General features: G+C 41.3%; 1 protein-coding gene. It reads right to left on the bottom strand.

Going from position 1 to position 6,573, the window contains the following annotated elements; genetic code table 11:
• Window positions 1-6,551, bottom strand: a 6,551-nt coding sequence (locus BCT49_RS03940) for an Ig-like domain-containing protein (protein ID WP_133151641.1), incomplete at its 3' end; no start/stop codon positions are given.
• Between the last annotated feature and the right edge of the window lie 22 nt (window positions 6,552-6,573).

Below are 6,573 nucleotides of genomic sequence, written 5' to 3'. Positions count from 1 at the left end.
CCTGATTCGCTTGGCGTGACTGTAAACTCACCGTCATTGGTGTACTTATCATCTACCACGCTACCAGTGTCATTCGCTAAAGCTATTGTCGGTGCATCTGGAGCTGTTGTGTCTAACGTAAAAGACACTTCTTCTGTCAAAGTATTACCAGCTCTATCGTTCGCGACAACCTTCCATGTATATTCGTCATCAGCTAATGGCTGAGTTGGAGCCAGAACTGACCAACTACCATCATCGCCCATGATTACTGTTCCGGTATAAACAGAATCCTTGGCAGAATCCAGTAGCTCAACTGACATAGAAGAGCCAAGTTCAATAGTGCCGTTTAGTCCCATAATATCAGACACGAACACACCATCATTCAGACTAATTGAAAAGTCACTTACTAGTGAATCTCGAACGACCGATATGGTCTCTGTGCCCGAGTTCCCTGCAGTATCTTCAGTCGTGAATATAATAGTGTTTTTCCCTTCCACTAAGCCCAACACTTCAATATCCCAACGGCCATTAGATAAGATGTCATCCTCGAGTAATATCGAAACACCATTTAAGAGCACACTTGTGATAATAGAGCCAGAATCTATCCTTCCTTGAAGAGTTACACTGTCACCCCTCAATATGTTATCACCATCAATAACAATATGACCTTCGCCATCAATACTATCCACCGTCATTATTGGCGCAACAGTATCGCTTACAGCGTTGAAAGTAACAGATTCTATGTTTCCGGCAATATCAACGAAGTTGATGGTAACTTTATTGTTGCCTTCGGAAAGCTCGAGTTGATAATCCCAAAGGCCGTTCTCATCAACTGAGCCGTCATAGACTTTTTTATTATCAATTAGAATCGTAAATGAAGTACCTACATCAGTTGCACCATTGAGTGCTACCTCTCTATTCTGTGCATTGCTATAGACATCGTCAATATTATCTAAATCTGTTTGTTGATCTCCATCAATTGATATTTCCAACTGATCAAAGTCCGTCTTAACGAAAATACTTTGATTAATTGAAGTGGAATTTCCAGCGTTGTCCCAAACTGTGATCGTTAAATCGTTGTTTCCAACATTTAAAGGAAGTCCGTAAATGATAAAACTTCCTCCAGACTTAGAAGCTGAAAATGTCTGGCCGTTTACAGAGACCCTCAGATAATAATATTCCGAAGAAGTTGTAGGCGTAAAATTCAACGATACGAGCTTTTTGTTAACAGCGAACGATTGATCTACCTCTAAAGGCGTCCCATCAACTAAAAAGTCCGTGGAAGCCATTTCGTTAATGTGAGAATCAACCCTCACACTCACATTACTATTAGCCGTGTTACCAGCTTCATCGACAAAAGACCATTCAAAAACATAAGTTCCATCTGTAGGTAATGATTCTGGTACTCTCCAGTTACTAGAAACACTTATATCATTCACTTCGAGTAAATAATCATTAGGCCCCCTTACCACTACACTTGCTGTTATATCTTTATCTGTAACACTCGTGCTTCTATTGAACGTAAAGGTTAGATCTTTGTGGTTCGTTAAATTATCCCCCCACTGAGAAGAACCCGGGGAATGAGAATCTGAACCGTAGTCCAAGTCCACAAAAGTTCGAATCGTACGGTCAACAGTGATCGTTCCTGTTTCAGTAACTATGTTACCTGCGATATCTTCATACGAAATGGTATAAGGATGAGCTCGCTCAACAATCGTACCTATCTCAATTTCCCAATTACCGCTTGCATTAAGCTGTTGGGTAAACTCCATGTTATTGATATGGATAGTTACGCGACCAGCTTCAGAAGCTGTTCCTTTAAAAACCAATTTATCAGCATCTGCATTCAGGTACTCATTACCATTATTGGTTACGGCTCCCTCTATCTCATAGCCAAATGTCGGATCTGTACCGTCGATAGTGAAGTCAACGATTTGATCGGAACTCTTGTTACCAGCTCGGTCAATGGAGGTAATTATTGCTTGATAACTTCCATCGGCCAGCTCAGCTGGAACTTGAAATTGCCACGTACCAGCAGAGTTAACTTGGGTATTATAGGTTAGATCATTGATTACAATAGTAACTAAGGAACCTACTTCTCCAGCTCCTTTAAAAATAGGTTTAACAGTTGAAACAATACTGTCGTCAACTATTCCATTATCATCAATAATTTGCGCGGTAAAGCCTTCGTTAACGTTATCGACAATAATATCGTCTAAAACTCTATTTAGAGTATTACCCGCATCATCTCTAACATCCGCCGACACTGTATAATTACCGTCTTGTAAGCCTGTAAACTGATGCTGCCATATACCAGACGACGGTATCGTTATCGAGATACGGTCTAACTCTCGACCTTGATCGTTAGTTAGGACAAGATCTACGATATCACCTACGCCCCCTGTCCCGCCTACAACAATTTCTGTCCCACTTAAAATACTGTCAGTGTCAAATTGACCGTTGTCATTTTCTAATTCCATATTAAAACGAATAGATGTCTTTATATGAACAAGCCCCTGGATACTTGTAGAATTGCCGGCTACATCTTCAGCAATAACATTGAAGTTATTGATCCCTTCACTAAGTTCCAATTGCAGTAACCACGTACCATCATTGTTAATCGTCACATCATGGCTAACACCATTAACTAATAATGTAAGAGACTTGGTTCCTTCACTTACTGTCCCCTTAAATTCTTGGGTCTTGTCTCGTGAGACAATAGAGCCAATATCAGAGCTATCTCCAACTTGAACGTTTAATACAGGAGCAGTCCTATCAACAGTTATCGAAAACTCTTGTGAATCGGTATTTCCAGCTATGTCTTCAAGCCTCATCACAAAGTCATGAGTTCCTTCAGGTAGATCAGAAAAGACATAACGCCACGAGCTTTTTGTAGTTGTAAATTCCGCTAAAACACTACCAGTTGTCTTATCTTCAATAACTACTCGAACACCAACCTCAGTTGAACCTACTAGGTTGATATTATTAGCATTGGTAATAAAATCTCCCTTTTCACCCGAATCAGAGTCTAGGTCTAATTCAACTGTACTCTCTACATTGGTATCAACGACAAACTCGTAGTCATCTTGAGTTAGCTCGGCTCCTTTATCATCTACCAATACGAACTCGATTCTATGAGTACCATCAGAAAGGGTTACAGGAATTTGGAACGACCACTCGCCTGCTTCGTTAATAACTACTGTGTATGTTACTCCCCCGATAAGGGCTTTAACTGTGTACCCTGGTGTAGCCATGCCACTAATAACCGGGGATGTGATATTAGTGATATTATCTCCTAACTCACCACTATCACTATTCATCTCTAAGTTGGCAGTGAAAGGTAAAACATTAGGGCTTATTGTTAAGTTTTGCGTTTTTTCGGCCGCATTCCCTGCAATATCCATCGCAATGATCGTAAGAGAGTGAATACCATAATCAAGTTCAGGAAGTTCAGCAGTAAACACGCCCGATGCACTTACGCCTGCAGTAATTGGATTATCAATTCCTTCAATGTAAATCTTAACTGTTGAACCGATAGATGTTTGGCCAGATATCGATACTTGTTTGGTTTCGGTAACCCAATCACCTATAGCGCCGGTGTCATCACTAGAATCTAGCTCGATACCGGACAACAAAGGAGGCGTTCGATCAATTGTAATATCATAGTCAGAGCTGATGTTTGTATTCCCTGCAACATCTGTAGCTGTGACGACAATTATATATTGTCCCTCACTCAAAACGTCCGGGAACTCAAAGCTCCATTGACCTGTGTCTACGTTCACTGTTGGAGTGTAATTATGTAATGTATCTCCACCAATAGCTTTTACTGTCAAGCGAACTGTTGCGTCATTATCGGTTGTGCCCGAAAATACGAGCTTTTCCGCATTGGTAATTTGATCGTTATCCAATGAGCCACTATCTGATACCAAAGTAAATTCATTACGGACAACTGTATCAATGACTAACTCTTGGCTCTCAGAAAACGTATTTCCAGCAATATCCGTAGACTCTACCCTTAATGTATAACGTCCGTCGTCAAGGTTAGTAGCATATGAATATGTCCACGAATTAGAGCTTGGGCTGATCTCCTTCGTATCTAATACTGTCGTACCTGAAATTAACGTGACTTTAATTTTAGCTGAGTCATCAGTAATACCAGACACAGATAATAAGTTGTGGTTTGTTACCCAATCCTCATTATCACTCCCTGAGTCATTATCCAAACTAAAACTTATGCCTGGTGCAACAGTATCTAATACGTATGTCCCTGTTGTACTCTTCGTATTACCAGCCAAATCCGTCGCTTGGAGTGTCCAAGCATATGTACCGTCTTCCAGCGCACTAGTGCTAGGAACAGTGATAAAGAAGTTACCTTGGTCATCAGCTTGAACCTCAACAGTTACAGCAGTTACACCTGCAATAGCCATTACCAAAGAGACCTTAGCATTAGCTTCTGTTTTGCCTACAAAACTAGGTGTATTATCAGAAGAAATACCATCCTGGTCCGATTGACCAAGATCTGATGATGAATCTAATCCAGTAGTTGAAGAAAAGTCCTGTATATTGGTATCCACGATCACTGTCCCTGACTTTTCAACCTCATTACCAGCGATATCGACAGCGATCACTTTCCAAAGATAAGCTCCATCAGTTGCGGCGATCGAAGAAAATTCATATTCATCACCACTCGTTACGACCTGTTGTGAAGATGTAATGGAAGAACCAACTAAACCAAATTCAAACCTCAGTTCGATTGATGAAGAACCTTCTCCGCCAACAATCCCCTTGAACTTAAGATTCTGTTCATTGGTAACTCCATCAGAGGAGGACTCACCAGTATCTAAAGTAGAATCCAACTCAGCACTTAAAGTCGGTGGTGTCGTATCAATAGTTAAAGTGCTTGAATATGTCTCAATGTTACCTGCTATATCAGTAGCTTCAACAGTCCACGTGTATTCTCCATCGTCCAATGGGGTGGTCGCGACAATTGACCAATCCTTCGACGTTGTAACCGGGCCGTAAGAGGCGAATAGATTACCTTCTTTGAAAAGCTTTAAAGTAACTGTAGATGCTTCACTCACCTGACCTGAGAAGGTTGGAGTCGTGACATTAGTAACTTCATCATTTTCTGAACTACCTGAGTCTGCAGAGTTATCTAACGCGGCATGTAAAGTTGGTTTCTGTGTATCAATAGTTAAGGAACCACTAGTTGTTAAAGTATTCCCCGCGACATCTTCTATCTCAACAGTATAATTGTATACACCATCGCCGAGTAGCAAACTAGGTAGGGAGATGCTCCATGCATTGTTACTTACGGACGCTACGGCCACAGAGCTAACATCAATAGAGCTTGCACCAAACGTCAATGACTTAAGGGTAACCTTAGCTCCTGTCTCGCCACTTCCTTCAAGTGCAACATCAGTTTTATTTGTAATAGCGTCATCGTCATTACTACCAGTATCGTCATCAGAAGCCAATGAAGCGGTAAAAGAGTCTATCGAAGTATCTATCACAAATTCGCCTACAGACTCATCTGAAATGTTCCCTGCAATATCAGTAGCAGTTACGACCCAGTTATACGCTCCTTCTTCTAAAGCGTCTGTACCTGTAAGTTCCCAACTACCATCTGCATTGGTAACAACCATGCTCAGGGTTTGGAGAACATCATGACCTTGTCTTATAACAACCGTAACCGTTGAATTAACCTCAGTCTTACCAACATAAGTCGGTGTAGAGATTTTTGTAATACCATCTGAATTACTAGAACCAGAATCAGTAGACTCAGACAAACCAACATCAGTCAAGATAGGTGGAGTCGTATCAATGACGACATTTAGCTCAGAGCTTTCGGTAGTATTGCCCGCCACATCTGTAACGATGGCTTTTATTGTATATGTGCCATCGATTAACTCATTTGTTAACTGATAAGTCCAAGTTCCGCCGGCACCGACTGTTATATACGGAGGCGAAATAGATAAAGCGTGGCCAGATCCGTTTTTAACTTCCAATTGAATTCGGCTACCTTCTTCCGCCAAGCCACCAAAAGAAGGTGAATTCTCATTCGTAATATTATCAGTATCATCTATCCCGGAATCTGACATCAATTCGAATGAATTTATTGAAGGAGCTACTGTATCTATAGTCAATGTTTGCAAGTCTGAGCTCGAGATATTACCGGCTACATCAGTCAAAACGACCAGCCAAACATAGTTACCATCATCCAGCGCATCTGTGTGAGTAATAGAAAGTATCCCTGAAGCCCCTATCGTCATTTCCGACGACGTCCATTTAGGAGTACCAGACGCAGCGCCTTCATCCCAAAGCTTAAGAACTGCTTTAGTACCAACTTCTCCTACAATATTAAAAGTGGGTATATTTACCTGAGTAATACCATCATCTTGCTCAAAACCACTATCAGAAGATGCGTCTAAAGAGGCATTAGTTAGCACCGGAGGTATCGTGTCCAGCGTAAACTCGCCACTCACTTCAGCTGACATGTTGCCCGCAGCATCGCTTGCAGTCATAGACCAAGAAAAATCACCATCAGACGGCAAAGCTGGTGCAATAGTCAAACTCCAAACACCGTTATTGACA

Source organism: Vibrio lentus (genome assembly GCF_002875945.1).
Classification (GTDB): Bacteria; Pseudomonadota; Gammaproteobacteria; order Enterobacterales; family Vibrionaceae; genus Vibrio; species Vibrio apostichopi.
Note: the sequence above shows the minus strand (reverse complement) of the source record. Positions and strands in the feature narration are given on the sequence as shown.